The sequence below is a fragment of the Chitinophaga caseinilytica genome (genome assembly GCF_038396765.1).
Taxonomy (GTDB): Bacteria; Bacteroidota; Bacteroidia; order Chitinophagales; family Chitinophagaceae; genus Chitinophaga; species Chitinophaga caseinilytica.
Window position 1 is genome coordinate 1,040,641 of the sequence record NZ_CP150096.1, and the last position, 25,644, is coordinate 1,066,284.

At 49.3% G+C, this 25,644-nt stretch carries 21 protein-coding genes; 16 read left to right on the plus strand and 5 right to left on the minus strand.

Features of this window, described 5'->3' with window-relative positions; all coding sequences use genetic code 11:
* Window positions 1–28 precede the first annotated feature (28 nt).
* The 3 genes from WJU22_RS04430 to WJU22_RS04440 all read left to right on the plus strand — a co-directional run bounded on the left by WJU22_RS04430 (window position 29) and on the right by WJU22_RS04440 (window position 3,110).
* Window positions 29–1,504 carry a glutamate synthase subunit beta gene (locus WJU22_RS04430; RefSeq protein WP_341842057.1) on the plus strand — a complete coding sequence of 492 codons (1,476 nt, stop codon included), beginning with the start codon at window positions 29–31 and terminating at the stop codon, window positions 1,502–1,504.
* A gap of 197 nt (window positions 1,505–1,701) precedes the next feature.
* Window positions 1,702–2,550 (plus strand): KPN_02809 family neutral zinc metallopeptidase, encoded by an 849-nt coding sequence (gene ypfJ, locus WJU22_RS04435; RefSeq protein WP_341842058.1) that lies wholly within the window; start codon window positions 1,702–1,704, stop codon window positions 2,548–2,550.
* On the plus strand, window positions 2,547–3,110 hold the full coding sequence (locus WJU22_RS04440; RefSeq protein ID WP_341842059.1) for a putative glycolipid-binding domain-containing protein: 564 nt from the start codon (window positions 2,547–2,549) through the stop codon (window positions 3,108–3,110). Before ypfJ ends, WJU22_RS04440 begins: the two co-directional genes overlap by 4 nt.
* On the opposite strand, the gene WJU22_RS04445 is transcribed toward WJU22_RS04440, so the two are convergent.
* Complete coding sequence (locus WJU22_RS04445) at window positions 3,092–4,165, minus strand: lipase family protein (RefSeq protein WP_341842060.1); 1,074 nt, start codon at window positions 4,163–4,165, stop codon at window positions 3,092–3,094. The genes WJU22_RS04440 and WJU22_RS04445 overlap by 19 nt on opposite strands.
* Before the next feature lie 83 nt (window positions 4,166–4,248).
* Between WJU22_RS04445 and WJU22_RS04450 the strand changes: the two genes are divergently transcribed.
* From WJU22_RS04450 to corA, 8 genes are all read left to right on the plus strand, one after another.
* Window positions 4,249–4,746: a GNAT family N-acetyltransferase gene (locus tag WJU22_RS04450; RefSeq protein WP_341842061.1), complete on the plus strand. Its 498-nt coding sequence runs from the start codon at window positions 4,249–4,251 to the stop codon at window positions 4,744–4,746.
* An 8-nt stretch (window positions 4,747–4,754) separates the two neighbouring features.
* Complete coding sequence (locus tag WJU22_RS04455) at window positions 4,755–5,129, plus strand: septal ring lytic transglycosylase RlpA family protein (RefSeq protein WP_341842062.1); 375 nt, start codon at window positions 4,755–4,757, stop codon at window positions 5,127–5,129.
* A gap of 108 nt (window positions 5,130–5,237) precedes the next feature.
* Window positions 5,238–5,720, plus strand: coding sequence for a hypothetical protein (locus WJU22_RS04460; RefSeq protein ID WP_341842063.1), 483 nt, complete (start codon window positions 5,238–5,240; stop codon window positions 5,718–5,720).
* Between the two features lie 4 nt (window positions 5,721–5,724).
* Entirely contained in the window at window positions 5,725–6,096 is a 372-nt protein-coding gene (locus WJU22_RS04465) for a VOC family protein (protein ID WP_341842064.1), read from the plus strand.
* Window positions 6,097–6,185: 89 nt separating this feature from the next.
* Window positions 6,186–7,442, plus strand: coding sequence for a DUF3472 domain-containing protein (locus WJU22_RS04470; RefSeq protein WP_341842065.1), 1,257 nt, complete (start codon window positions 6,186–6,188; stop codon window positions 7,440–7,442).
* Window positions 7,443–7,706: 264 nt separating this feature from the next.
* Window positions 7,707–8,036, plus strand: coding sequence for a hypothetical protein (locus tag WJU22_RS04475; RefSeq protein WP_341842066.1), 330 nt, complete (start codon window positions 7,707–7,709; stop codon window positions 8,034–8,036).
* Window positions 8,014–8,214, plus strand: a complete 201-nt coding sequence (locus tag WJU22_RS04480; protein ID WP_341842067.1) for a helix-turn-helix transcriptional regulator — start codon at window positions 8,014–8,016, stop codon at window positions 8,212–8,214. The genes WJU22_RS04475 and WJU22_RS04480 overlap by 23 nt, the downstream gene beginning before the upstream one ends.
* Window positions 8,215–8,327: 113 nt before the next feature.
* The gene (corA, locus tag WJU22_RS04485; RefSeq protein ID WP_341842068.1) at window positions 8,328–9,425 is read left to right on the plus strand and encodes a magnesium/cobalt transporter CorA; all 1,098 of its coding nucleotides are present in this window, start codon (window positions 8,328–8,330) and stop codon (window positions 9,423–9,425) included.
* Here corA and WJU22_RS04490 read toward each other — a convergent pair whose 3' ends face one another.
* Window positions 9,426–9,929 carry a DUF2480 family protein gene (locus tag WJU22_RS04490; RefSeq protein ID WP_126248543.1) on the minus strand — a complete coding sequence of 168 codons (504 nt, stop codon included), beginning with the start codon at window positions 9,927–9,929 and terminating at the stop codon, window positions 9,426–9,428.
* Between the two features lie 165 nt (window positions 9,930–10,094).
* Entirely contained in the window at window positions 10,095–12,203 is a 2,109-nt protein-coding gene (locus WJU22_RS04495; protein WP_341842069.1) for a peptidylprolyl isomerase, read from the minus strand.
* 820 nt (window positions 12,204–13,023) lie between these two features.
* Between WJU22_RS04495 and nadA the strand changes: the two genes are divergently transcribed.
* Window positions 13,024–13,974, plus strand: a complete 951-nt coding sequence (gene nadA / locus WJU22_RS04500; protein ID WP_341842070.1) for a quinolinate synthase NadA — start codon at window positions 13,024–13,026, stop codon at window positions 13,972–13,974.
* A 367-nt stretch (window positions 13,975–14,341) separates the two neighbouring features.
* Here the strand turns inward: nadA and WJU22_RS04505 are convergent, their stop codons facing one another.
* Together WJU22_RS04505 and WJU22_RS04510 are read right to left on the minus strand one after the other, a co-directional pair.
* The gene (locus tag WJU22_RS04505; RefSeq protein WP_341842071.1) at window positions 14,342–15,133 is read right to left on the minus strand and encodes a hypothetical protein; all 792 of its coding nucleotides are present in this window, start codon (window positions 15,131–15,133) and stop codon (window positions 14,342–14,344) included.
* 1,057 nt (window positions 15,134–16,190) lie between these two features.
* Window positions 16,191–16,421: a FeoA family protein gene (locus WJU22_RS04510; RefSeq protein WP_126248549.1), complete on the minus strand. Its 231-nt coding sequence runs from the start codon at window positions 16,419–16,421 to the stop codon at window positions 16,191–16,193.
* Window positions 16,422–16,553: 132 nt separating this feature from the next.
* Here WJU22_RS04510 and ybeY point away from each other — a divergent pair, with 132 nt between their 5' ends.
* From ybeY to WJU22_RS04530, 4 genes are all read left to right on the plus strand, one after another.
* Window positions 16,554–16,979 carry an rRNA maturation RNase YbeY gene (gene ybeY, locus WJU22_RS04515; RefSeq protein ID WP_341842072.1) on the plus strand — a complete coding sequence of 142 codons (426 nt, stop codon included), beginning with the start codon at window positions 16,554–16,556 and terminating at the stop codon, window positions 16,977–16,979.
* Between the two features lie 4,392 nt (window positions 16,980–21,371).
* Complete coding sequence (mnmG, locus tag WJU22_RS04520) at window positions 21,372–23,240, plus strand: tRNA uridine-5-carboxymethylaminomethyl(34) synthesis enzyme MnmG (protein ID WP_341842073.1); 1,869 nt, start codon at window positions 21,372–21,374, stop codon at window positions 23,238–23,240.
* 380 nt (window positions 23,241–23,620) lie between these two features.
* Window positions 23,621–24,199: an RNA polymerase sigma factor gene (locus tag WJU22_RS04525; RefSeq protein WP_341842074.1), complete on the plus strand. Its 579-nt coding sequence runs from the start codon at window positions 23,621–23,623 to the stop codon at window positions 24,197–24,199.
* Complete coding sequence (locus tag WJU22_RS04530; RefSeq protein ID WP_341842075.1) at window positions 24,196–25,641, plus strand: outer membrane beta-barrel protein; 1,446 nt, start codon at window positions 24,196–24,198, stop codon at window positions 25,639–25,641. The genes WJU22_RS04525 and WJU22_RS04530 overlap by 4 nt, the downstream gene beginning before the upstream one ends.
* The last annotated feature ends 3 nt before the right edge of the window (window positions 25,642–25,644 follow it).

The window sequence follows — 25,644 nt, forward strand, 5'->3', positions numbered from 1 at the left end:
TTATCTAAGCGACCAAGCAGAGACAGATATGGGTAAACCAACAGGATTTCTGGAATTTACAAGGGAGTTGCCCGGAAAGGCAGACGTGAAATCCCGCGTGAAACATTATAACGAATTCGTAGAGCGATTCCCCGAGAAGAAGCTCAACGAGCAGGCCGCCCGCTGCATGAACTGCGGCGTGCCCTTCTGCCACAGCGGATGCCCTCTCGGCAACGTCATCCCCGAATTCAACGATGCGGTGTACCGCAAAGACTGGCAGGAAGCGTACGAAGTGCTCACTTCCACCAACAACTTCCCCGAATTCACCGGCCGTATCTGTCCCGCGCCGTGCGAAAGCGCCTGCGTGCTCGGCATCAACCAGCCGCCCGTGGCCATCGAGGAAATCGAAAAACATATCATTGAAATCGCATTCGATAAAGGACTGGTAAAAGCCAAAGTCCCCCGCGTGCGCACCGGCAAAAAAGTTGCCGTGATCGGCTCCGGCCCCGCAGGCCTCGCCGCAGCAGCGCAACTCAACTACGCCGGGCACCTGGTAACCGTTTTCGAGCGCGACGATAAGCCCGGAGGCCTCCTCCGCTACGGCATCCCCGACTTCAAACTGGAGAAATGGGTGATAGACCGCCGCGTGGCCCTCATGGAAGAAGAAGGCGTAACGTTCCAATGCAATGCGAACGTGGGTGTGAACGTTAGTATCAACGACATCCTCCGCGAATTCAACGCGGTTGTGCTGGCCGGCGGGTCTACCATCCCCCGCGACCTCACCATCCCGGGCCGGGAGCTCAACGGCGTTCATTTCGCCATGGACTTCCTGAAACAACAGAACCAACGCGTAGGCAAATCCAAAGTACAAGGCAACGACATCCTCGCCACCGGTAAAAACGTAGTAGTGATCGGCGGTGGAGATACCGGGTCCGACTGCGTAGGCACTTCCAACCGCCATGGCGCCAAAAGCATCACGCAGCTGGAATTAATGCCCAAACCCTCGGCAGACCGTACCCCGTACATGCCCTGGCCTACTTACCCGATGGTCCTCAAAACGTCGTCGTCCCACGAAGAAGGCGCCGACCGCCACTGGGCCATCGCAACTAAAGAATTCGTCGGTGACGATAAAGGCAATCTTACCGGCCTCAAACTGGTGGACCTTACCTGGTCTTTCGGTGAAGACGGCCGCCCCGGGCGCTTCGTGGAAGTGGCCGGATCTGAAAGGACCGTTCCCTGCGAACTCGCGTTCCTGGCTATGGGCTTCCTCCATCCCCAATTCAAAGGCATGCTGGAAGACCTCTCCATCGAAACGGACGAGCGCGGCAACGTCAAAGCCACCGAAAAAGCATATCAGACATCCATCCCGAAAGTATTTGCTGCCGGCGACATGCGCCGTGGCCAATCCCTCGTGGTATGGGCCATTAGTGAAGGACGAGAGTGTGCAAGAAAAGTGGACGAGTTTCTGATGGGCGCATCCCAATTGGAAAGCAAGGACGATTCCTTGGTATACCTTTCCATCTGATCCTTGAATCTTAAGTCTTCTCATAAGCAGGTTTAGATTTTGTTGTAACCTTCAGCCGGGCCGGGTTTTTACCCGGCCTTTCCGTTTTTACCGCCGTTCGGTTGCGCGGGCGCCAAAACCATTCCGCCAAACGGCCGAAAAACAGCGGCGCACTCATTTATTTCATAAATTTATAGCACTAACCAAAAGAGAACCATATGCGCTGGCAAGGACGCCGAGAAAGCACAAACGTTGATGACCGCAGGGGCTCCGGCCGCGGAGGCCTCGTAGTAGGCGGCGGCATCGGGACCATCGTAATCGCCCTTCTGGTATATTTCCTCGGCGGCGATCCCTCCCAGGTCGTGAACATGCAACAGCAAACCGGCACCGAACAGGGCCAGCTTTCCCCGCAACAGGAAGCCCAGCAGAAAGAAGCCGCCTCTTTCACCAAAGTAGTGCTGGCCGAAACGGAAGACGTCTGGAACAAGGTTTTCCGCGACATGGGCCAACAGTACCAGGAACCCACCCTCGTTATGTTCACCGATGCCGTTCAAAGCGCCTGCGGACAGGCGTCTGCCGCCTCCGGCCCTTTCTATTGCCCGGCAGACCACCAGGTGTATATCGACCTGTCTTTTTACGACGAACTTAAAAACAACCTCAACGCCCCCGGCGATATGGCCATGGCCTATGTGATCGCCCACGAAGTCGGGCACCACGTCCAGAACCTGCTGGGCGTTTCCCAGAAAGTACAGTCCATGCGCAGCCGCCTCAGCGAAGCGGAATACAATAAATTATCCGTGAAGCTCGAGCTGCAGGCCGATTTTTACGCCGGCCTCTGGGCGCATTATATGAAAGGCGAAGCCGATTTCATCGAGGCCGGTGATATCGAGGAAGCCCTCAACGCCGCAAACGCCATCGGCGACGATAGGTTGCAACAGCAGTCGCGCGGGTACGTGGTACCCGACGCCTTTACCCATGGCACGTCCGCGCAGCGCATGTACTGGTTCAAAAAAGGTTTCGAATCCGGCGATATCCGCCAGGGAGACACATTCAACAGCGCACAATGAAAAGACAGATCGTCTGGAAAGGACTTTACTATCAAATGATGGAATACTGCAGCATAGACGCGAGTGGGACGGATATCCGGATAAACGGGACCATCGTGGGTTTCGGGGAAGACGTGCCATTTTCCGTATCCTATGATATCGTTACCGACCGCGCCTGGCAAATGTCTGGCCTCGAAATGGCGATCGAGCGGGACGGCGATTGTTCCTGGATTTCCCTTCACCGCGATATCAACGGTAAATGGACGCAAACCGGGCACACGCGCGACGAGTGGGACCATTGCATCGATGTCGACATTTCCCTCACCCCGTTTACCAATACCCTTCCCATCCGCAGGCTCGGCCTGCAGCCCGGCGAGCGCACGCAGATTGACGCGCTGTACATCAACGTGCTGAAAAACGAGATCAAACCCGTCACGCAGTTTTATACGCGGTTAGATGAAAACCGTTACCTCTACGAAGGCGTGCTGAAAGATTTCAAGCGCGAGATCATCACCGACGAAGACGGGCTGGTGATCGATTACCCCGGGCTTTTCTACGCCGTTCAATCCGAAACGGAATAATACTTTTTCAATAGCCAGAGATATTTCTCCGGCATGTGGTGCACGAAAATGTTTTTCCCGTCGAACGGGAACTTTTTGTGGTACTCGGCGTCTGTCATGAGAATGATGGGTGTGCCGCAGGTCATGTAGTTGTTACTGAAAACATAATTGGGCTGCACCATTTCGGGCAGATGCCTTTTGGCGAGTCGGAACACGCCGTTGCCCAGGGTTTTCCGGAACCGGCGGACGCTGCGATTGGTAGTGCGGGTGAGGCGGTTGTAGATGAGGTTGCCGTACAGCCGAATGAAAAATTTCTGCTTCTTCAATTCTCCTTTTACGTTCATGAACGGGTTTGGCATATTGTAGTCTTCCACCGTCTGCAAAGACAGCGGTGTTTCGGGTACCCAATCGTCGCTGTTCACGATGCGGAATCCCCAACCGTCGCGGGTAATATTTTCGAAATCGTATGCATAGAAAAGATTGCCGGGTTTCGGCGCGGCGCTGCAATAGGTTTTGTAGATGATATCTTTCGGAAGATCGGGGTGATATTGCAGGTACGACCGCAGGAGAAATGCGATGGCGCCGCCCTGGCTGTGGCCGGTAACGATGAACTGGCGCGTGCCACGGGCATACCGTTCCTTCACATGGGAAATGATATCTGCAGACATGAAGCCCACGGCGGCCGTCCAACCCACATGCACATACGCTTTGGCCGTGTCTGCGGCCAGCTTGTATTCCCACCGGGTGCTGTCGTTCAATTGCAGCACGCCTTTGGCGGGGATCATGGCGGCGTAGAAATTGGCGAGCCAGCTTTCGAGTTTGCCGATGGTGCCGCGCACCTGGATCACATCTACCCCATCGTTCCTTTCCCACATCATCCAACGGTTATAAAAACCGACTTCCGGCGAAGTGTAAAGCAGCCGGTACGACGACGGATGATTTTTGGCGTTGGCGGTGTCTCCATCCTGATGGAGACGCATGAGATCCTGGTACTCGTTGGCGTCGAAACCCGCTTTCAGCTGGGCTTTCACAGGCAGGGCCAGTACGACCGAAAGGGCCCATAAGATAGCGCGCATGTGTTTTTTTCCAAACATAACAAAAATCTGTCGTGTAAGGTTGATATGCCTTAAATTGCAACGTCACCATTTAACCGCAGATCATGATCACGATTACGACAGCAGCGCCTGAACAATTGGCCATTGTGCAGCAGATCGCCTATGCAACCTGGCCGCATACGTTCGGCAGTATACTTTCTCCGACACAGATCGATTATATGCTGAAGATGATGTACGACCTGGACGTGCTGACCGAATCCGTGGAAAAGAAGAACGTTGTTTTCCTGTTGGCCAATGTGGACGGGGTTTTCGGCGGATTTGCCGGCTATGAGCTGCATTATAAAAAAGAACCGGTATCAAAATTGCACAAGATATACGTGCTGCCTTCGATGCAAGGGAAAAACGTGGGCCAGGCGCTCATGTCTGAAGTGGAACGCATTTCGCGGGAAGCCGGCATGAAAAAACTTTCGCTCAACGTAAACCGCGACAATAAAGCAGCCGGTTTTTACGAACGGAACGGATTTACGAAAACGGGCGAAGAAGATATCGACATCGGCGACGGCTTTTTCATGAACGACGCCATTATGACCAAGAAACTGTAAAGCGGAATATGATCCAACGAAAACACCTCCTGCCAACGCTCGCCGCGGCCGCATTGCTGTGCTTCAGCTCCTGCGCCCGCCAGATCTCCCAATCCGGAAAAGCCTCGTTTTACGCCGACAAGTTCCAGGGCCGCAAAACCGCCAATGGCGAAACCTTCCGCCAAAGCCACATGACCGCCGCCCACAAAACCCTCCCATTCGGCACCAAAGTCAAAGTCAAAAACCTCGACAACGGCAAAACCATCAAAGTCCGCATCAACGACCGCGGCCCCTTCGTTGCCGGCCGCATCATCGACCTCTCCAAAAAAGCCGCGAAAAAACTCGGAATGGTCAATTCCGGCGTGGCGAATGTTAAGATTAAGTATAAAAAGCCCAAAGGATAAGGCTGCGCTTTCTTTTAACAAATTTTCGTCATATATTAGAGTAAAGTGTTGTGTTCAACTATGGACTACTGGTTCCCCATACCTACAGTTTCCAATGAACTCCCTCCAATGACCAACCTGCCCGCTTACCCGGATTTTACCGTAACCCTTTCCGGCGATAACTGGCGACAGGCAGAGTTCGTCAATATTTCCAAGCTGAAATTAGTCGGCGAGGAAGTGGATGAAATCAAGGAAATCCATATCAATCACAGCCGCGAAATGGCGGAAGGCATTCGTGCGTTCGACAATGTGCACGTCCGCCGCAGTATTGGCGCTCCCGAACTTTTCATCCCCCTTTTCGAGCTCCGCTCCTTCCTCAACTCCGACACGCTTGGCGCTATTGCGATACATCAACATCCCGGGTTCGTGAAAACCGGCTTCGCTATTACGTCGCGCGGCGGATGTTATTACGGCACGGAAGAAAACGGGGTCGTCAAATCCCTTGCCCTTTGCGATGCCACACCCTGGGCCGGGTACGAGATCCCCCGCATCGTCCGGCAGTTTTCCCTGGTTTTCGTAGATTGGTGTGATTGTATCATCATAACACCGTAATCATATGTCGATCTTACTCGGCCGCATCGTGATCCTGGTGGAGGATTACGACGACGCATTTGAATTTTACGAACAAAATCTCGGCGCCCGCAAAATCGTGGACTATACCGTAGGCCCACAGCGATACCTGCATATCGGGTTCGACGAAGGTGGCGCGGGCATCTGGTTCCTCCGCTCCCCCGGCCACACCGGCCGGCAAACGAACGGCGAGCCGGCGATGGTCATGTACACCACCGAATTCGAAACCCTCAAATCCAGGCTGGAACAAAACGGGGTGAATATCTCCAAACCCGCGGTGTACACGGATGAAGCGTGGTTCCTCCATTTCCTGGATTTGTACGGGAATGAGATCGTGCTGGTAGAAATGAGGAAATGATTTCCTTCCCAATCCCCCGCTGCGTCTGTGTTTTGTCAATTTTGACGAACAAACTTGCATCCCGGCTCCGTGGTTTTTTTATTTGTTTTATGAAAATGATACGCTACTCTTTCCTCTGCTGCGCCCTCACCGCAGCGGCGCCCGCGATGGCGCAAAACGCCCAGGTGGTTTTGCCGGGCTTCACGGCTTATGCCGACCCCGCCGAAACCGGTGTGGATATCTCCGGCAGGAACGGGGTTGTACGGTGGACAGACAGTTCCAACGCCGTCCATTTCTGGTTTCACGCCGCCAACACCGGCTCCCTGAAACTGGGGCTCCAGGCAAAAGCTGACGCACCCTCCACCCTGCGCATTTCCGTCAACGGTACGGAAAAAACCGTACAAGTGCCTGCCGGAGCGGATTTCGCGGATATCCCCGTACTGTCTACCAAACTCAAAAAACCCGGATTTTACGATATCGCCCTCAAAGGCATCTCCAAACAAGGAAATGTATATGCGGATGTGAAAGGCGTTACCCTCGAAGGCCCCGCCACGAAAGACATCCAGTTCAATCCCAAACCCTGGCGCCGCTCGGCTTCCGTCCACCTCAACTACACCGCCCCCGAAGGCAAAGACGTGGAATGGTTCTACGGCGAAATCAAAGTTCCGGAAGGCCAGGACAAACTCGGTACCTACTTCATGTCTTGCGGATGGCACCGCGGTTATTTCGGGATGCAGGTCAACGGCCCCGATGAAAGAAGGATCATTTTCTCCGTGTGGGATTCCGGCAAAGAGCCCGATAGCCGCGATAAAGTGGCTTATGAAGACCAGGTGACGCTCCTGGCCAAAGGAGACTCCGTGATCGCGCACGGTTTCGGCGGCGAAGGCACCGGCGGCCACAGCCATTGGGTGTACGACTGGAAGGCTGGTCAGACTTACAAATTCCTCATGCACGCCGTCCCCAAAGGCACTACCACACAGTATTCCGCGTACTTCTTCGTACCGGAGCACAACGAATGGAAGCTCATCGCTTCGTTCCGCGCGCCCAAAGACGGCAAATACATGGGCCATCTCTATTCTTTCCTCGAAAACTTCAGCTTCGAGAACGGCCACGTTTACCGCAAAGGCTATTACGGTAACCATTGGATCAAAACGCCCCAGGGAGAATGGATCGAGCTGACGAAAGCGCGCTTCACCAACGACGCTACCGCCCGCGCCAAAGACCGCCTCGATTTCGGCGGCGGCTCCGAAAACGGGATGTTCTACCTCTGGACGGCCGGTTTCGTTCCCGCCGATGCCAAACTGGGCGACAATTTCGACCGCCCCGCCATCGGAAAAGCGCCCCTCATCGAGCTGCCCAACTTCTGATAATCAATCATTTCAAATAGAAAAAGCCTCCGGTTTGGAGGCTTTTTCATGCCCTAAAACGTAAAACAAACTTGTCACAATGTAAAATATACTTGACTTTATGTAAAAAATACTTAACTTCATGGCATAAACATCCCCCACATGAAATCTAAATTCCTCCTTCCGCACGCGTACAAAAAAATAGGCTGGTTCATCTGCTTGCCTTTTATCTTTCTCGGTTTCACCTGGACTTATTTAACAGAAGCAGATTCCAAGCTTTCTACGATGGTTGGTCAACAAATCGGCCGCGCCATGGGCGACTATTCCGACGAATTCATTTCCATCGGGATTTTCGTTGGCCTGCTGCTCGTTTCGTTCAGCCGGGAAAAGGATGAAGACGAGTACATCAGCAAAATACGGCTGGAGTCTTTACAGCTGGCCGTTTTGGTGAATTACGTCCTGCTCATTCTCGCAACGGTGTTCATTTACGACATGGCCTATTTTAACGTGATGATCTATAATATGTTCACCATTCTGCTCATCTTCATCATCCGTTTTCATTTCCTGCTGTACCGGCAAAAAAATCCCTGGCATGAAAAACATTATCAAAGTTGAACGGGCGCGGATGAACCTTACGCAAGACGAGCTCGCGCGACTGACGGGCGTTTCCCGTCAAACCATCAATACCATCGAATCCAATAAATACGTGCCTTCCACCATTCTGGCCCTGAAGATCGCTAAGGTTTTTTCCAAACCGGTCGAAGAGATTTTCCTCCTCACCGACGAAGATTGATCTTGTTGATCGAAGTTGGTAATCCTTCCCGGCCGCCGTTGTGTCACTCACTTCGGCGGCCGTTCTTTTTTCATCCTTTTCAAAAATTGTACATTAGCAGAAATTCCCCCGGTATGGCCAAAAACCCGATACTGCCGATTGCGGACGCGATCAATCCATTCAAGATCCGCAAAAAGAGATTGATGAACTTCAATCCCGTAACGGCCGTTTCTTCCCGCAAACCTGTTGACCATGTCCGGATCACGGTATACGAATACGACAGCGGGTATTTCCACGAAGAAACTACCGACACCGTATCCGATTGCTTCCGCTTCGCCGAAACCGACACCAAAAAATGGATCAATGTAGACGGCATCCGGCGCGAAGAAGTGGAATCCATCTGCCGGCATTTCAACGTCCATTTCCTCCTCATGGAAGATATCATGAGCGAAGGGCAGCGCGCCAAGATGGACGAAATCGGCAATAACCTGTTTTGCCTCCTGCCCATGTGCTATTTCAAAACGGAAAGCTCGGCGGTGGATATCGAACAGGTGAGCCTGGTGTTGGGAAAGAACGTGGTCATCTCCTTCCAGGACGATCCCAACCGCGACGTCTTCAACCCCATCCGCGAGCGCCTGCGCACCGATGGCACCAAGCTCCGCCTTTCCGGCTCCGATTATTTGCTCTACGCCCTGCTCGATATCATCGTCGATAATTACTTCGTGGTGATGGACCATTTGGGAGACCGTATCGAGCTCATGGAAGATATCATTCCCCGCCAGCCCAACAACCGCACGCTCGCCCGCGTCAATTACCTGCGCCGCGAGCTGATGGAATTCAAGCGCGGCATCGCGCCCGTCCGCGACCTCATGAACGGACTGCTGAAATCCGAAAACGCTTTACTGGAGGAGAATACGGAGAAATATTTCAAAGACGTTTCCGACCACATCATCCAGGCGGTGGACCTTGCCGAGAGTTATCGCGATATGATCATCAACTTGCAGGAGCTGTACCATGCGCAGATGAACCAGAAGATGAACGAAGTGATGAAGGTACTAACGGTGGTGACTACACTCCTTGCGCCCATGACTGTGATCACGGGGATTTACGGGATGAATTTCGATCACATGCCGGAATTAAAAAACCCCAACGGTTACTTTATAACCATTGGGGTGATGCTTTGCATATTTGTGGGGATGATCCTTTTCTTCCGCAAGCGCGGATGGTTTTGATCATTTTTTCTTGTAGACCGGAACGGTGGAACAGGGCTCCCCGTACATGAGGCTTTTCACGACCGGCCGGAGTTTCCGCGTGATTTCCACATACGCGGCTTCGGGCACGGCTTTATCTGCACAACCTTTGATGATCACGCGCAGATCGTTGAATTCGTTGGCGTCGATCGCCGCCACTTTTTCCAGGAAAATCGTGTTGCGGAGCGAGGTTTCGTCGCCGTAAGCCACGCGGGCCGCAACGGGCTCGAGGTAAGCGGCGGGGAGCATGTACGCCCAAAACGGGATGATGGCGTCTGCCGTGCAGGTGATGGTCACGGCTTTTCCGCGGTATTGTTCCCAATCATGCGCCTGCAGTGCGGCGCGGTAATCCTTTTCTTTCAGGATGAGCTCCATGAACAGGTAATCTTTCAGGTCGAAAACGATGATTTCTTCCTTGGGATAATATTGTTCGAGATCTATGGTGACGAGCGCGCTTTGCGCTACTTTATTTACTATTTCTTCCATACTGCAAATTTACGGATTTTATGGGAAGCCCGTTCCCTGGCGCAGGCGCGCCCAAACCTGTATAAAAAACATTATACGTTGGCCGAACCCCGCTCCTGTTTTGGGTTTCATGCATAAAAAAAGGCCGGGCTTGCGGCCCGGCCTTCCTATGTGGATTTCCTAAAATCAGTTGGAGCGGAAGAATTCAGCGCGGTTGTCTTTCACGTTGCTGTTCTTCTTCAGTACAGACTGGAACAGCTGCTGCTGTACCAGTTGCTGCATGGCGCCTTCGAAAGCCTGGCTTTGCTGGCCATAGTCGAGGTTGCCGATGCCGGATTCGGTGTAGTTGTTCACATGGATCACGAACACGCCGGCCTGGCCCTGGATGGGAGCCGAAACTTTAGCGGGGCCCCATGCTTTGTTGAACGCTGCGCCGATTACGCGGGGCTCGAAGTTGAGCGCCGGCGCGTAAGAAGAGGAGAAGTTCAGGCCTTCGGCGGTGAGCACCGGCTGGTTGGTAGCTTTGGCAGCTGCGTCCAGGTTGGCGGGTGTGCCGATTTTAGCGATAATCTGATCCGCTTTTTTCTGCTTGCGAACTTCAGCTTCTACGGTAGGACGAACCTCGTCGAGCGGAGCGGTCCCTTTTTCGCGGATGCTGGTCAGTACGGCTACTACGAAACGGTCTTCGAGGGAGAACACGCGGCTGACATCGTTCTTTTTGGCGCTGTAGGCCCAGTTAACGATTTCGCGTGCGGAGCCGAGGCCGGGCAGTACGAAATCCATCGGCTGGATGTTTTCAGCGATTTTTTTGTTCAGTCCTTTCTGCTGGATCGCTTTTTCGAATTTGTCGCGGTTGGTGTTGGCAGAAGCGAATTCGTTGGCTGCGGTCAGCATATCGTTGCTGGATGCGGAGCTGGCGTCTACACGTTTACCGAGGTAAGCGATTTTGAGGGCCGGTCCTACATTCTTTTGTTCCATGATTTTAACCACGGCGTAACCGATGGGGAGTTTCACGGTTTTCACGGCGCCTGTGGTACCGTCGAACGCGAAGGTTTTCACCTCGGCCAGTTCTGCGGGCATATCGGTGTGGGGGGCCAGGGTTACTTCGCCGCCGGTTTGTTTGGCGTTGGGGTCCTGGCTGATGGCGGTGGCGATGGCTGCGATGTCTCCGCCGCCGCGAATTACAGCTTCAACGCTGTCTGCACGTTTTTTGGCGATTGAATCCGCGCCCTGTTGAGCGAAGATGAGCACCTGGCGCAGTTTCACGGTGTCGGCCATTGTTTTGCGGTCGATCATTTTTGCGTACACCAGCATGTTGCCGTCGAGGTAGGGACCGAAGGTCGCGCCTTTGGGCAGGTCGATGATGGAGTCTTTGTTCGGCACCTGGATGGCGCTGCGGGAAACGTAGCCGTCGTATTGGTTATACTCGGAGTTCAGTTTTACGAATTGAGCCACATCGGGAGTGGTGTCCATTTCCGCTTTCAGTTTCTGGATATCGGCCAGTGCGGCGGCGGAGTCGGTACTGGTGGGGATTACGTCGAAGGAAACGTATTCCAGTTTGCGGCCTTCCGGAACTTCGAACATCCCTTTGTTATCCTGGATGTATTTGTTGAGTTCTGCGTCGGAGGGTTTGATGGTGCTGTCCGCGATGGTGGAGTACGGAACCTGTACGTAACCGATGTTGGCTACTTTGGCGGCATCTTCCTGTTGCTGTTTGGCCAGCCACTTGGGATAATAGATACCTTTATTAATTAAGGAATAGTATTTCAGATTTTGCTGATACTCTACGATAGCCTGGTCGAACTGCAGGAGTTGCGCGCGCATGTTGGGATCCTGCTTGGCGGCCTGGTTGACCTGTTGGATAACGGAGGGATCGAATTCGCCGGTTTCGCGGTTGGCGAATTGCTGACGTACCAGGGGGTGCGGGTTGTTCGCGCTGAACGCGTCTACCACTTCCGCATCGGTAACCGTGATGCCCAGGGCTTCGTACTGCTCGGTCATGATGTTTTCGCGGAGGAAGGCATTCCAGGCCTCTTCGCGGAAATACTGCTGCGCTTCTTCATCGAAAGTCTGGCCCGGCATGCGCTGGCGCATCTGCTCGGTCGTGAATTCGATACGGCGCTGATAGTCGGTGTTGGTCAGTTCCACACCGTTTACTTTGCCTACTACATTAGACTGGCCCATGCCGGTCCTACCAAAGAATACGTCTTGCAATAAAAAGCTCACGATGGCCAGGCAGATCAATACGATGATCCAGACAGCGTATTTGTCCCTGATTTTCTGAATAACTGACATATAATATATTGTCTGATTTTAAGAGGTAGCAAAAATAGAATAATTTAATTGTAACTGCAAAATAGCTTTTATTCCCCCAAAAGCCAATACAGTAAAGGGTTTGAGCGATTCAAGGAGGGGTGGTTTTTATCCTTCATTCACACATTATCCACATTTCATAAAGTTTTAATGCACAGGTATTGGTTGTTATCAATCAGGTTTAGACGGCCGCTGATGTACAGTTTCGGGAGAATATTTTCGCGGAACGGAGGTGGCGGTTATCCACAAAATAAGGAATACATCGATATAATCCACAACAAATTGTGTATTAATCGACCCCAAAAACTGAAAACACAAGAAAATTTCGTGGTTTTCCTGATTTCAGAAAAAGAGGCCTCTTTTTCCACAAATCCTGTGTATAAACCTGTTGTTAAGGCTGTTTTTTGTGGGAAAAGCCACGGTTGGACGGAGGTAAAACTAAATTTGTTTTTCTGGTCAACTCCGGTCCGGGAAAAACCGATGTGAAAAACCCGGTTGTTTTAACACTTTCTTAATACCCGCCCGTCAAAAAAGATATTCAGCAAAACTGTTGTCAACACTGTGGATAAACGAGGTCAAATTCAGCAGGGGCGCGGATTACGGTTGTTAATTTCGTGTGGATAGCGCACAGGAAAATAATAACAACTACATTTGTATCAGGAGGGAAAAACAAGTTTCCCCCAAATTCACACCCCTAATAGTAGTGGGCTTTTTCTTCTTTTTAAAAAGAAAATTTAATCTATAGCTATGTTTACGGAGTTAACGGAAGCAAAAAAATTTGCAGAAAAAGGGATTTCTGGATATGGAGGTGGACGTACGCCTGGATCTCTTCGCTGAAATCGACCGGCTCAAAAAGGAAAAAAATGCCATCATCCTGGCGCATTACTACCAGGAGCCCGATATCCAGGACGTGGCCGATTATATCGGGGACAGCCTGGGCCTCAGCCAGCAGGCCGCCAAAACCGATGCGGACATCATCGTTTTCGCCGGCGTTCACTTCATGGCCGAAACCGCAAAAATCCTCAGTCCACAGAAAAAAGTGCTCCTCCCCGACCTGAAAGCCGGCTGCTCGCTGGCCGACAGCGCCCCTCCGGAGCTCTTTGCGCGCTTCAAAGCACAATACCCAGACCACCTTGTCATCTCGTATATCAACTGCTCAGCGGGCATCAAAGCGCTGTCTGACATCATTTGCACCAGCTCCAACGCCGAAAAGATCATCGAGGCCGTTCCCAAAGACCAGCCCATCATCTTCGCGCCAGACCGCAACCTGGGCTCCTATCTCGTGAAGAAAACGGGCCGCGACATGGTTTTGTGGAACGGCGCCTGCATGGTGCATGAGATTTTCAGCCTGGAAAAAATCACCAAGCTGAAGGTGCGCCATCCACATGCCAAGATCATCGCGCATCCCGAATGTGAAGCGCCGGTGCTGGCCATCGCCGATTTCATCGGGTCTACGACGGGATTGCTGAAGTTCACCCAGCGCGACGATGCGAAGGAATATATCGTGGTGACCGAAACCGGGATCCTGCACCAGATGCAAAAAGAGAATCCGAACAAGACTTTCATTCCGGCGCCGCCGAACAACGCGTGTGCTTGCAACGATTGTCCGCATATGAAACTCAACACCCTGGAAAAGCTGTACCTCTGCATGGAGTACGAGCAGCCGGAGATTACGATGGACGAGCAGCTGCGCATTGCAGCGAAGCGCCCGATCGACCGGATGCTGGAGATCAGTGCACAGGCGGGGTTGTAAGTTCAGTACCGCATTCAGAAAAGCCGCATTTTTCAGAAATGCGGCTTTTTTTGGTCTACAGGGATTTGAATCACAATTTTATACATGTTACGACTCTTCTGCTGTAGCGGTTTTGGGAAAAGCATGGCGGATTTTCCGTCAAAATGTCTGATGATTTTTCCACATGAATAACTATTCCTTTTGTCCAGCCGCGGGATCAGATACATTTGCCGCTTCGGAAATTCCGTAATCGCTTCTTAGGGAGTGGGTTGCAGGGTTTTTGGATTGCGCCGGTGTCCGGAGCCGGATAATTTTTCTGAAAGATTTTTCGGGATGGAGAAGTTATGTCTTTTCGAGACGAAGTTTTTCGGTGGATGAGGTGATAGATTCATGCGCTGATTTTTGTTTCGAGGGATTTTTTCCGCCGGATGATTTTTCCGCTGTGTTTTTCTGAAAGCATTTTCGGGGTGGAGAAGGTGTGTTCGTTTGCGAATGTTTTATTGGTTTTGATGCGTGCACGCACCAGGATGAATACGCGAACGTTTTTTCCGCCGATGATGTTTTGGAAGGACCGTTTTTTCTGAAAGGCTTTTCGGGATGGAGAAGTTATGTCTTTTTGCGATCGGGGATTTGTGTTGCATGAAGTGATAGATTCGTGCGCATTGATTTGGATCGCGGAGGATTGAATGCCGCCGAAGGGTCGTTGTTTTTTTCTGAAGTTTTTTCGGACTGGAGAAGTTATACCTGGTTGTATCTGATGGCTGGTGAATGGAGTGATAGATTCGTTGACTGTGTGATCAGATGAAACAAGGGAGAATTTTTCGCTGATTGATTTTTGAGATGAGGACAGGATCGCTGGAAATTTTTCGGGATGGAGAGGATGTCTTTTCAGGTGATTTGAATGGTGGATGTAGTGATAGATATTTCTGCCTGGTGATGGTGGTGATGAATTGATTTTCCGCCGATGATTTTCGGGGATCGATTTTTCTGAAATGTTTTTCGGGATGGAGATGTTATGTCTTTTCGTGAATGAAGATCTGTTTGTATAGTGATAGATGTATGAACTGATTTTTGCTTGCGCAGATTTTTTTCCGCCGGAGAATTTTTCAAATGTTGACTTTTTCTGAATGTAATTCGGGTAGGGGATTTTATGTCCTGTTGTGATCGTTGATTTGTTCATTATATATATGGACAACGATTGTGAATTGAAAGGATTTTCCTGTCCGCCACATTTTCGGGAACAGATTTTAAGGAGCTATTTCAGGATGGAGAAATCATTTCTTTTTCGGATGGAAGTTCTGTTTTGTGTGGTGATAGACGCATGAAATGAGGGACGGATTTCCGGGAGGTTTTTTCCGCTGGAATGGTTCCAGGACATATGGGATTTTTCTGAAAGCATTTTCGGGATGGAGTAGTTATATCTCCGCTCCTATGCCGGGTGTTATGTAGTGATAGATGCATGCGCCTGGGGATTGGGGTTGGATGGATTTTATTCCGCTGAATTTGTATGGATGAAAAGCGAATTTTTTCTGAATGGATTTCGGAACGGGGAAGTTATGTCTTTCCGGATCAGCGACTATTTCTTTAGATCTACATAATAGAAATGCGGTTTCTGATCAGGTTGATGGATTTTCTGCTACCGGTTACATTCAGGGGAAAGGGAATTTTTTCTGGAAGGAATTTCGGACTGGGTGTGTATTGTCTATTTGTGAAGGTTGGAGGTTTGAATTGATTTTTTCTTTTTCAGGACATTTTTCTTTTCCGAATAGATCTTTGAAGCTAATGGGACATTTGTCGAAATTTAATTCGGTTGATATATCGATACTGGAGAATACACATAATAATATATAGGTGCATTTTCTCCTGGTTATATAACGCGATGTTTTTCGATAGGGATTGCTGGATGAGGGGTACATAATAATATATGGTTGTATTTCTTTGAAATTTGTTGGGGTATTCCGGCGTAAGGAATTTTGATTGGGAAGGATACGTAATAATATATAGTACAACTATCCCGATCAGGATTTGCAAGAGATGGATGAAATGCATTTTTCTTGGAAGGAAGATTTCCGCGATGAATGATAATATATAGCTGTACTTCTTCCGTTGTATTGTTGGCATCCATAAAATGGCCTGTGCGATGACCACTCCATAATATATGGCCGACGTCCCCTACTCCGAATAAAAAAGGCCATCTCAACGAGATGGCCAAAGATCTTATTAACGGTGGAGTGAATTTAAACGGCAACTTCTTCAACCCAGATATGATCGGCTTCTGTTTTACGGAGTGAAAGATTGTAGCCGGCAACGATAATGCAAATAGGATCTCCCAGCGGCGCGATCTTTTCTACTTTTACTGTTTCCCCCGGAACACATCCCATTTCCATGAGTTTTATATGAAGGTCGCTTTTCTCGAATTCCCGTATTACTGCACTTTTACCAAGGGTGAGGGAAGAAAGTTTAATCATATTTTCTTGTTGAGCGAGTTAAAACCAATCTGTGACTGCTGTCCCAGCTATTACGGGGCAAAGGTACCGCTCAACGGCCATAATGCAAAAAAAGGCCGCTGTTGAAAGGCTTTTTCACCATAATTTTACACAATGGCAATCAATTTTACATTACATGAGGTGAAAGTCCAGTTGAAAGAGCGTACCCGGCTGAAGGCGTTTCTGAAGGAGCTCTTTAGGCGTGAAGGACAGGGCTTAAAGAACCTGCATTATGTCTTTTGTTCGGACGATTACCTGTTAACGATCAACCAGGAGTTTCTGCAGCACGATACTTATACAGATATTGTCACTTTTGAGCTTTCGGAGAACCCGGATGTTACGGAGGGGGAAATCTACATTTCTATAGACAGGGTACGTGAGAATGCAGCGAAGTTCAAGGTATCGGAGAATTATGAGCTGCACCGCGTCATTTTCCATGGGGCATTGCATTTATGTGGTTACCGGGATAAATCCAGGAAAGAGGAAGCGATGATGCGGGAAAAGGAGGATGAGAACCTGAAACTGTACTTTGAGTCCTGACATGGCTGTTATGTTCCACGTGGAACATCCAGTTTGTAAGTATGTAGCTCCCAATTGGGAGCTTTTTTTATGCGGGATGGTTGGAGGATCGACTATGAATTTGCGTTCTATATGTTGTGCGGGGGAGCCTCACTTTCTACATATTCAATTCTTAATGCTTGAGAAAGCGAAGGTTTCCTCTTTTATTGTTGTTTGATTTCATTTAATTCGGCTGCGACTCTTGTGTTTAGTTGATTTTTCAGCCTGAGGATGTGATTCCGACCCTGCTATTTGAATGTTTGATGTGACCCCTGCCCTACTCTTATGTGTTTCAGTTGCTATTTACGATGGAAATTGTGTTTGGTATGTTAAGGGAGTTCTCTGGCACTGGTTTCAATTGTACCCCCGGCTTTTAAGGTGGGAGGCTCGTTTCATAAGGGGTTGTTATAGCGCTATCCAGCAGGATAAAATCCTAGTATGGAGGGTTTATAGTTCGTTGAAGAAGAAACCCGCTGCATTCAGGCTTCTTTATTCTGATTACGGATGGTTGATCGAGCGTTTTCCATTTGATTTCTTAGCCAGGTGTACCTGAAACGGTGTTATACAGGTGAATGGTTTCAGAACAACCTTATATCTGATACCTACTGGAGAATATCAACTTTGGGCTAATTGCCGTTGGGTTCAAGTGTATTCGTCGCTAGCGGAGGCCTAATTTTCTTTGAATTATGGTTGGAGGATAGCAGGCCGGCCCCTCCAAGTCACTAATAACCTCCGAGCAACGAGATATGAGCGGAAGTGCCAACTTACCGCCGGCGGTGTTGCGGGTGAAAGGCATTTCACTATGGGTAGGAATCGCACCGCCCCCATTGCAATGAGCGAATCGGTAGACTGGCGTTCCAAAAAGGGCGGAACGGTTCCTATTTAGGGGGATTTCCCATGAAAATGTAGCAAAGCTGAGGCACAATACAGCCTTTTGACATAGAATAAAGGGAAAACCGTATTTCTAGTTGGCTTTATTTGATGGTTTGGTAAAAGAAAGAGCCTCTTCTGCCCTACTGTACCTTGTATGTTATAATGGAAGATAGTTTTTTCCTCCGTATCCAGGAAAAATGGGAAAGAATAGGGTTGTTCCTGGGGAAACCCAATGTTTCCCCAATTGAACCCTGCCTTTAGATGGATGAAGAGACCATACAGTTGTTCAATAATGTTCAATAATGGCTAACATGCTAGAATTGGTGGTATAATGAAGCTAAGTTGGATGTTCCACGTGGAACATTCTCAGTCTTTTGTCGCTTTAGATGGTTATGCCCGTGTACAGGTAGTTTTGAATTCAATTTCGAGCATAACATATGGATTGCAGTTATGAATCCCAGCTGTTTCGGCATTTTCAAACGGGTGAATTAAGGTGTATTGCATATGGGATACTGATTAGCATCGCCGGGAAGGTCTGTGTGCTTTGATTAACTGATTTTACCGCCTCTAGTGATGCAGATAGTGGTTTATCAGGGTAGATTAGACTGGAAAATACCATGTTTTAGATGTTCCACGTGGAACATTGTAGGATTTGCAGTTCAAAGCCACGAATGCAAGGTAGATCTTATTGATTTTCTGATAATTGGGTACTATCCGGAAGTTATGATTGTGGTATTGGTTGATTAATGCCCATTTTTTAAACATTCTTGATTGAATATTCCCGGGACTGCGCCCTTAGAGGTACCATTTAAAAGCTACCCGTGCTATTTCTATGGGTATAAGGATTTATTAAGATGGTATTGGGGTGTAAAACTTGCCTACTTGCAATGATTTGCTGTTTTAGCCCTTTTTGCCTTTCTTCAGGACCCTCAGAGACATGTTTTCTCCCCCTCTTTTATTCTAATGGTTGTTTGTTTCTGTAGTTGGTTGACAAGGCGGACTATTTTTGATCTCTTGGTTAGTTTGCAGGTGGATCTTTGCTGCTGAGGCCGCCATTTTCATCATGTACATATGCGTTATTGGGATGGTAGCAGTGCTGAGCTGTATTATTTGGTGAAATCCTTCCTGTTCATAGCTCATTTAACTCATCTCGTGCAGTTAGGATATCCAGTTCGCATACTTTGAACCAATTAATGCCTTATTGATAGGGTGTCTCCCCGACCAGGTATGTGTTTTTTATTAAAGACTTGCATGTTCCACGTGGAACATGATTGGTTTTGCTCTTTTAGAAGCCGGAATGCTTCCTTCCCTTTTAAATTTGAAGTGATCGACGCCTTGAGGTAGGCATAACCCCATGTTCCACGTGGAACATAGAGCGTAAATGCATCAATATCTAGGTTAAACAGTTGCTTTTGGCTGGACTGAGGCACTCGAGGATAGATTTTGGGATTTAGCGTATGGGTTTTCGTGGGTGTTGCTTTAGTATTCTGAGTTAACAAGGACGTTCCCTGGGAAAGTAGTTTCTCGGTGGATTAGGAGGACGCAGCAGGGGAAGGTTTACCGGGGGCGTATGAAGAGGGCTGTCCCAGGTTGAGATAAGTCGGGGGAATGGGGTTTCATTATACTGAGGCTTTCGAAGGATGCCAACCAATGTTACTTGGTACCCAACTTTCTACTGTGAAAGGAGTTTGCTTTTTCTTAATCAGGGGCAAATAGGGTCTTTTTTTGCTTTTCTTTCTTGCTTGCCCCACTTCCGAGGGCTTTCTACGTGTTTGAGGCATTTTCGTGCCGAGGGATTTGGGTTTATTCATCTAGTATGCTGGTAAAGTAGTTCCTTCCCAACACAGCATCCCTTCCTTATGGATAATTCTGCAGGCTTAAGTTTTCTCTTTTGGCCCATTAGTAATGAGTAATTATCCCTCCACATCCCAGCGTTCTTGCCAATAAATCGCCACTTTCTGGAAATATCACTTAGACAAGGAGCTTTAGGGATAGAGGTTCTTAAGTTTCATTTCCAATTACTGTGTATTCAAAGGGCCTCAAGGATACCTTATTCATGTTTCAATACCCCCTCTTCCAGATGCTTTTCGTTCATTCCCGGTGTTCCTTCATGAATAGCTTCGCGATTTATTCCCAATTGCGACTTAATATGGTTCCTACACCCGCCAATACTTAGAAGTTTCGCCCTCTTCCTCTAAAAACCAATAATAATCTATGGTTCGATGTGGCCAAAACAAAGCTCCTATCCCCACATATCTTACTCCTCGGAGAGGAGAAACAAAGAAACTATGACCCTCATTCCAATGAGTTAAATCCCTTTTCCTCAAAGGAAGTTAGTTTCCTCACCCCCGGAGAGAAGAAACAGAGGAATTATTTCCCTTCACATCCAAAGGGTTTCCTCCCTTTCCCTCTAAGGGATTTAGTTTCCTCGCTCCTCGGAGAGCAGAAACAAAGGAATCATGTCCCCACTTCCAAAGAGTTTCTTCCCTTTTCCATCAAAGGAAATAGTTTCCTTACCCCTCGGAGAGCTCAACAAAGGAACAATGTCCCCGCATTCAAAGAGTTTCTTCCCTTTTCCCTCTAAGGAAGTTAGTTCTCTCACCCCCGAGAGCAGAAACATAGGAACTATGTTCCCCTCTTCCAAAGAGCCTACTCTCTATTTTCCCTAAAGGGATTAAGTTTCCTCGCGCCTTGGAGAGCCGAAGCATAAGAACCCGTGCCCACTTCTAAAGGTTTTACTCTCTATTTCTTCTAAAAGGATTTAATTTCCTCCCCCTCCGGAGAGCTGAAGCAATGAAACTATGTCCCCTCTTCCAAAGAACTTACTCCCTTTTTCCTGTATGGGATTTAGTTTCCTCCCCCTCGGAGAACAGAAACAAAGGAACTATGTTCCCCCACTTGCAAGGAGTCTCCTCCATTTACCGGTAAGGTGGTTCAATTTCATCACCTCTCGGAGAGTTGCAACAGGATTCAGTGTGCCCACTTCCCCAAACTAATCCCATGTTTTCCGGCCGTTATCTACATTGGCAACTACCTCTTACAGATATTCTACACCCCAAAAATCCCTGGAGCTCTTCCCCAACGAACGTATTTTCTGAGGTTAGGCGTTGTCTTTTTAGGTTGGAAGCGACACTCGGGGGAAGTTGATTTTACAATTCTCTGCCAGGTTAATCTATCCCCAAAAGCTCAATGCTTTCCAGGAAATTTTGGAGCCTGGAATCAAAGACAACGCCCAAAGTAGAATCTAATAAGCACCGCTGCGAATTCGCATCCGTTTCAATTAAAGAACGTAAGCGAGTATTTCCTATTTGGCCCCCAACTCCGTTACAATCTATATAACCACCTCCAACACCAGAAACCAGGCAAGCAATTCTCGCACCCCACCAAAGAAATCCTCCGTCCTAATCGAAAGTCAGACAAAGACCATATCCCACCCCATCCCCCAACTTCTACCCTGTCCATCAATCTTTTGACTTAACTTTGCACTTTCAAAATTCAAATATGTTCCCTGTTTACGATGTTATTGTAGTTGGTGCCGGACACGCAGGCTGTGAAGCCGCTGCTGCCGCCGCCAATATGGGTTCCCGGGTCCTCCTCGTTACCATGAATATGCAGACGATCGCGCAAATGAGCTGCAACCCCGCCATGGGTGGCATCGCCAAAGGCCAGATCGTTCGTGAGATTGATGCCCTCGGAGGCTACTCCGGCATCGTGACCGACCAGTCCATGATCCAGTTCCGCATGCTCAACCGTAGCAAAGGCCCCGCCATGTGGAGCCCCCGCACACAAAACGACCGCATGCTCTTCGCCGCTAAATGGCGCGAAGCCCTGGAAAATACCCCCAACGTAGATTTCTACCAGGATATGGTGAAAGCACTCATCATTAAAAACGGTGTCTGCCAAGGTGTAATCACCGGCCTCGGTCACGAAATATCCGCCAAAGCAGTCGTTCTCACCAACGGCACATTTCTCAACGGCGTCATCCATATCGGCGATAAACAGTTCGGCGGCGGCCGCGTAGCAGAAAAAGCAGCCACTGGAATCACCGAACAATTGGTATCCCTCGGGTTCGAAAGCGACCGCCTCAAAACCGGGACACCTCCCCGTATCGACGGCCGATCCCTCGATTACTCCAAAATGGAAGAACAAAAAGGCGACGAAGAAATCGTTGGCTTTAGCTATATGGACGTTGAAAAGATCCGCCCGGAACAACAACGCTCCTGCTGGATCACCTACACTTCGGAAAATGTACACGAAATTCTGAAGACCGGATTCGATCGCTCACCCATGTTCCAGGGAAGAATCCAGGGAATCGGGCCGCGCTACTGTCCCTCCATCGAAGATAAAATCAACCGTTTCGCCGAACGCGAACGCCACCAGTTGTTCGTAGAACCGGAAGGATTCAACACCGTCGAAATCTACGTCAACGGATTTTCAACTTCCCTCCCCGAAGATGTACAGCTAAAAGCCCTGCGCATGGTGGCCGGATTTGAAAATGTAAGAATGTTCCGGCCCGGGTATGCGATCGAATACGATTACTTCCCACCCACCCAACTGCAATTTTCCCTCGAAACGAAACAGGTCGCCAACCTGTTTTTCGCCGGCCAGATCAACGGAACCACCGGATACGAAGAAGCCGCATGTCAAGGTTTGATGGCCGGTATCAACGCACACCTGAAAGTTACCGAACAGGCGCCGCTCGTTTTGAAACGCAGCGAAGCATATATCGGCGTACTGATCGATGACCTCATCAACAAAGGGACCGACGAACCCTACCGCATGTTTACTTCGCGCGCGGAGTTCAGGACCCTCCTTCGCCAGGATAACGCCGACCTCCGCCTGACCGAACGCAGCCACGCCCTCGGTCTCGCGACCGACGAGCGCATGGCCCGCACCCGCGAAAAACTGGCAGGCGTTGAAAAAATAAAATCCATCCTGAAAGAATTACCGCTCGAGCCCGAAGAAGCGAACGCCTGGTTACAAGCCAGCGGCTCCGCTCCCCTCACCCAAAAACAACGCGCACACCAGATTTTGCTGCGCCCGGGTATCGACATTTTTTCCATGAAACAGCACTTGCCGAAAGTGGAAAAAGCACTCGAAAACTATTCAAAGGAAGTGCTCGAGCAGGTAGAAATCCAGGTGAAGTACGACGTGTATATCGAAAAGGAAAATGAACTGGTACAAAGAATGAGTCAACTCGAAGACCTGATGATCCCGGAATCGTTCGATTATTCCAAACTCGTTTCGTTATCGAACGAAGCGCGCCAGAAATTTTCGCGCATCAAACCGCGGACCCTCGGTCAAGCGAGCCGGATCAGCGGCGTCAATCCCAGCGACGTACAAATTCTCATGGTCTACATGGGCCGGTAGAAAAATATATTTCCAAGAAAAAAAGAGCGGTCGATTTTTTCGGCCGCTCTTTTTTATGTTCCACGTGGAAAATGGCCATTTCTTCCAAAAAAGCACAATTAGTTGAAAATCAATGAATTAAAAACGCCTTCAAATTTCGATGATCTCGGCATTACTGAGGGCTAGGTATCAAAAACGATAAAAACCGAAAATCGAGGCTAAAAAGTAGGTTATCTTTGAATGGGGCATTTTTGAGGAAAACGCGGAAGGAAAATCAACGAAATTTTGGGATCGAGGCAACCCTCGGGAAATGAAAACCGTACATACTGTAGTAACGCCCGAAAAAAATTTTAGCCATCCGTATTCCCGCGGTTTCGGGAAACCCGAATTTTAAAAAATCAGTGCAGGACATATCAGCAATCATAGCGGGCTGCAAGAACTGGAACCGTTCCAGTCAGGAAGCACTTTACCGGCAATTCTTTGGATATGCCATGGCTATCTGTTTGCGATATGCGAATAACAAAGAAGAGGCGATTGAAATTTTAAACGACGGTTTCTTGAAAATTTTTCACCACATCGATTCTTACGATACGTCCCGACCTTTCAAAAGCTGGTTGAGCAAAATCATGGCGAACACCGCTATCGACCATTTGCGCAGCCGGAAGAAAATCGTTTTTACGGAAGACATCACACAGGTGTATGAATTGGGAATGCCAGACGAATATGCGATCAGTAAATTGACTTGCGAAGAAATTCTCCAATTGGTACAACACCTCCCTCCCGCTTACCGGACCGTTTTCAATTTGTATGTGCTCGAAGGATTTCAGCACCAGGAAATTTCTAACATGCTCGGAATTTCGGAAGGGACATCCAAATCCAATTTGTTTAAGGCGAAGCGGATTCTCAAAGAAAAAATCGAAGCGATAACATCTATGAATATTTCCGGCCCGGGATCTATCGGTGCCGCCCAACCGTCATGAGCGAACAGTTTGAACATAACATCCGGAAAAAGCTGCAGGACGCAGAAATTCCATTCGAGCCCATGGCCTGGGAACGAATGGAAAAGCTGCTGGACGAGCCTAACCGCCGGCGCCCCATCTGGTGGTGGCTGAGCGGGCTTGTGCTCATCCTGGGGCTCGGCGGCTGGTGGTTCTTCTCGCAGCAAAATGTGGAAAACACCGGCGAAACTTCCGACAACAATATTATTTCCGAAAACCAATTGGCCAATCCGGAAGGAAAAAACGGAAAAGTGGATAATACCCCCGTTTCCGGAACTGCAAAACTTCCATCCGCGGATGATGGGAAATCGAATGTGGATAATCCATCGAAATCGTCCGCATCTCCTTCCGCCAATTTCATTTCAAAAGGAGAAAATTCGAATGATGTGGATAAAGGGGCTTCCACCTCCCCTTACTCTTCGGCAAAAAATAAGAACCAGAAATCCCGGATTGGAAAAAACAACTTCGCCGCAAACATCACCGCGCAAAACCGGAACAACGAAACTCCGGATGTGGATAAAGTGACCGGTTCATCATTGATGGCTAAAAAAGGAAACACCGGTGTGAATAATTCAACGGCTCCTTCCGCTAATAACCCTCAAAACAATGGAACGGAAAATCCGGATGTGAATAAGTTGACCGGATCAACGAAAATTATCGATCAAAAATCGAACGATACCAATTCGGATGTGAATAAGCCGGCGCCGCCGATCCTTCCTACGCAAAATCAGGCCGACAAAAAAACGGATGTGGATAAAGGCGCAGGAATTACACAAACGCCTGGATTGAATAATCCTTCCTCCGAAACGAAAACAGACTCGGCACAATCTAATCCCGATCCCAGGAAAGCCCCGCGGAGAAAGGGTTTCGAAGGAGGCATCTTCCTCGGACCAGACGTAAACGCCACCGGATCTTTCGTTGGCACCAAGATCGGGTTCACCGGCGGCCTCCTGCTCAGGTATCATGTGAATAACCGTTGGTATGTTAGTACCGGCGCCGCCTACACGAAAAAAATCTACGGCGCTTCGCCCGACGAATACAAAGTTACCGGCCCCGCATATTACACAGACATCGATGCGGATTGTGACGTGATCGACGTACCGCTCAATCTGCATTACGTTTTTGCAGAACGCCCGTCTGGCAGATGGAACGTGAGCGCGGGCGTATCCACCTATTTCATGCTGCGCGAAAAGTATGATTATTACTATACCAACTATCCCAAACGGACCCGCGTGTACAGCAACCAAAACCAACACTGGTTTTCCGTCATCAACCTCAGCGCCGGTTGGGAGAAAAACACGAAAGGCCGGTTGAACTGGGGCTTGCAACCGTACGTGAAAATTCCGGCCGGTGGCGTTGGGGAAGGAAAAGTGAAGTTGTATTCCGCCGGCGTCAGCCTGCAGCTCACATTGGGTAAAAAGTAAAAG

What these genes read in the sequence shown, in the direction of transcription:
- WJU22_RS04430 (WP_341842057.1), top strand. Translation starts at nt 29, where the DNA reads ATGGGTAAACCAACAGGATTTCTGGAATTTACAAGGGAGTTGCCCGGA.
- ypfJ (WP_341842058.1), top strand. Translation starts at nt 1,702, where the DNA reads ATGCGCTGGCAAGGACGCCGAGAAAGCACAAACGTTGATGACCGCAGG.
- WJU22_RS04440 (WP_341842059.1), top strand. Translation starts at nt 2,547, where the DNA reads ATGAAAAGACAGATCGTCTGGAAAGGACTTTACTATCAAATGATGGAA.
- WJU22_RS04445 (WP_341842060.1), bottom strand. Translation starts at nt 4,165, where the DNA reads ATGCGCGCTATCTTATGGGCCCTTTCGGTCGTACTGGCCCTGCCTGTG.
- WJU22_RS04450 (WP_341842061.1), top strand. Translation starts at nt 4,249, where the DNA reads ATGATCACGATTACGACAGCAGCGCCTGAACAATTGGCCATTGTGCAG.
- WJU22_RS04455 (WP_341842062.1), top strand. Translation starts at nt 4,755, where the DNA reads ATGATCCAACGAAAACACCTCCTGCCAACGCTCGCCGCGGCCGCATTG.
- WJU22_RS04460 (WP_341842063.1), top strand. Translation starts at nt 5,238, where the DNA reads ATGACCAACCTGCCCGCTTACCCGGATTTTACCGTAACCCTTTCCGGC.
- WJU22_RS04465 (WP_341842064.1), top strand. Translation starts at nt 5,725, where the DNA reads ATGTCGATCTTACTCGGCCGCATCGTGATCCTGGTGGAGGATTACGAC.
- WJU22_RS04470 (WP_341842065.1), top strand. Translation starts at nt 6,186, where the DNA reads ATGAAAATGATACGCTACTCTTTCCTCTGCTGCGCCCTCACCGCAGCG.
- WJU22_RS04475 (WP_341842066.1), top strand. Translation starts at nt 7,707, where the DNA reads ATGGTTGGTCAACAAATCGGCCGCGCCATGGGCGACTATTCCGACGAA.
- WJU22_RS04480 (WP_341842067.1), top strand. Translation starts at nt 8,014, where the DNA reads ATGAAAAACATTATCAAAGTTGAACGGGCGCGGATGAACCTTACGCAA.
- corA (WP_341842068.1), top strand. Translation starts at nt 8,328, where the DNA reads ATGGCCAAAAACCCGATACTGCCGATTGCGGACGCGATCAATCCATTC.
- WJU22_RS04490 (WP_126248543.1), bottom strand. Translation starts at nt 9,929, where the DNA reads ATGGAAGAAATAGTAAATAAAGTAGCGCAAAGCGCGCTCGTCACCATA.
- WJU22_RS04495 (WP_341842069.1), bottom strand. Translation starts at nt 12,203, where the DNA reads ATGTCAGTTATTCAGAAAATCAGGGACAAATACGCTGTCTGGATCATC.
- nadA (WP_341842070.1), top strand. Translation starts at nt 13,024, where the DNA reads ATGGAGGTGGACGTACGCCTGGATCTCTTCGCTGAAATCGACCGGCTC.
- WJU22_RS04505 (WP_341842071.1), bottom strand. Translation starts at nt 15,133, where the DNA reads ATGAACAAATCAACGATCACAACAGGACATAAAATCCCCTACCCGAAT.
- WJU22_RS04510 (WP_126248549.1), bottom strand. Translation starts at nt 16,421, where the DNA reads ATGATTAAACTTTCTTCCCTCACCCTTGGTAAAAGTGCAGTAATACGG.
- ybeY (WP_341842072.1), top strand. Translation starts at nt 16,554, where the DNA reads ATGGCAATCAATTTTACATTACATGAGGTGAAAGTCCAGTTGAAAGAG.
- mnmG (WP_341842073.1), top strand. Translation starts at nt 21,372, where the DNA reads ATGTTCCCTGTTTACGATGTTATTGTAGTTGGTGCCGGACACGCAGGC.
- WJU22_RS04530 (WP_341842075.1), top strand. Translation starts at nt 24,196, where the DNA reads ATGAGCGAACAGTTTGAACATAACATCCGGAAAAAGCTGCAGGACGCA.